This is a genomic window from Fibrobacter sp. UWP2 (assembly GCF_900141705.1).
In the GTDB taxonomy this organism is placed as follows: Bacteria; Fibrobacterota; Fibrobacteria; order Fibrobacterales; family Fibrobacteraceae; genus Fibrobacter.
This window is the reverse complement of the sequence record NZ_FQYM01000072.1, coordinates 1-1,029: the sequence shown is the minus strand read 5'-3', so window position 1 is coordinate 1,029 and position 1,029 is coordinate 1. Positions and strand designations below refer to the sequence as shown.

Below are 1,029 nucleotides of genomic sequence, written 5' to 3'. Positions count from 1 at the left end.
GAAAAGAGCATGAAACTACTTGACAATGAAGCGCTAATAGCCTAGATTTACACCAGTTGGAGACCTGGATTTTCAACTAAAAAAGGGACAAATTCTAAATATTCGCAAGGTCAGGGAAAGTCGTCCCCGTCGGGAGCATAGCACGGTAGGTCGTCGTCGAGTCGCCCGTGCCCATGAAGGTGATCTCATAACCTTTCCAGTCGTCTATGTCGGGCTGCGCCAACCGCAGCGAAAGGACGCGGTCCTTGGAAATGAAACCGGTCAGCAAAAGTTCGTTGGCGGCGCTCATGTCCAGTACGTCCGTCGGGTCCGTGGAACCAGTCCCCACAAAAACAGAAATCGAGGACCAGCCCAACTCTTCGTTATCGCCGAACTTCATCACGGCTCCCACATGCGAGACGCCGTCCGCCTTGAAGCAGTTGCGGGAGCGCCCCTCCAGCGGATTTGCATAACTAAAGCCGGCCACATCCTCATTTTGCGCGTCAGTCCACGTCCAGCATCCAGGGCCCATCATATTGAGCGTATCGTGCGGAGGCACAAAGTCGGGCAAATTTTTCCCCGAGAGAAACACCAGCATAAAGGATTGCGGAGGGACGACCACGTTCCCAAGCACCCATTTTTGCGGTTCCGTCTGCGCATCGGTCAAGGCGAGCCCCGCGAGGTTCACCGCTGTGTCGGCCGGATTGAAAACTTCGACCCACCCGTCGTCGCCGCCTTCGTGGTCCTTGTACGTGAGATTGACCGGATCCACCTCGGTAAACACCACCGGGGCGCCACCCACGAACGGCAAAAGCGAAGATCCTGAATTCTCGTTTACGGGTTCCATGCTCGTTGTCGACGGAGCGTCTTCTGAACAGCCCGAAAACAGCGCAACGCAAAGCGCAGCGAACATGACCACTACAAGTGGAAAAAAACGACGATTGCAATACAGCATGAATTTGTCCCTTTTTTAGTTGAAAATCCAGGTCTCCAACTGGTGTAAATCTAGGCTATTAGCGCTTCATTGTCAAGTAGTTTCATGCTCTTTTC

The 1,029-nt window shown here is 53.4% G+C and carries 1 protein-coding gene; it reads right to left on the bottom strand.

Annotated features, from left to right (window positions below; all coding sequences use genetic code 11):
• Positions 1-94: 94 nt before the first annotated feature.
• Complete coding sequence (locus BUB55_RS13760; protein WP_143153095.1) at positions 95-892, bottom strand: lamin tail domain-containing protein; 798 nt, start codon at positions 890-892, stop codon at positions 95-97.
• Between the last annotated feature and the right edge of the window lie 137 nt (positions 893-1,029).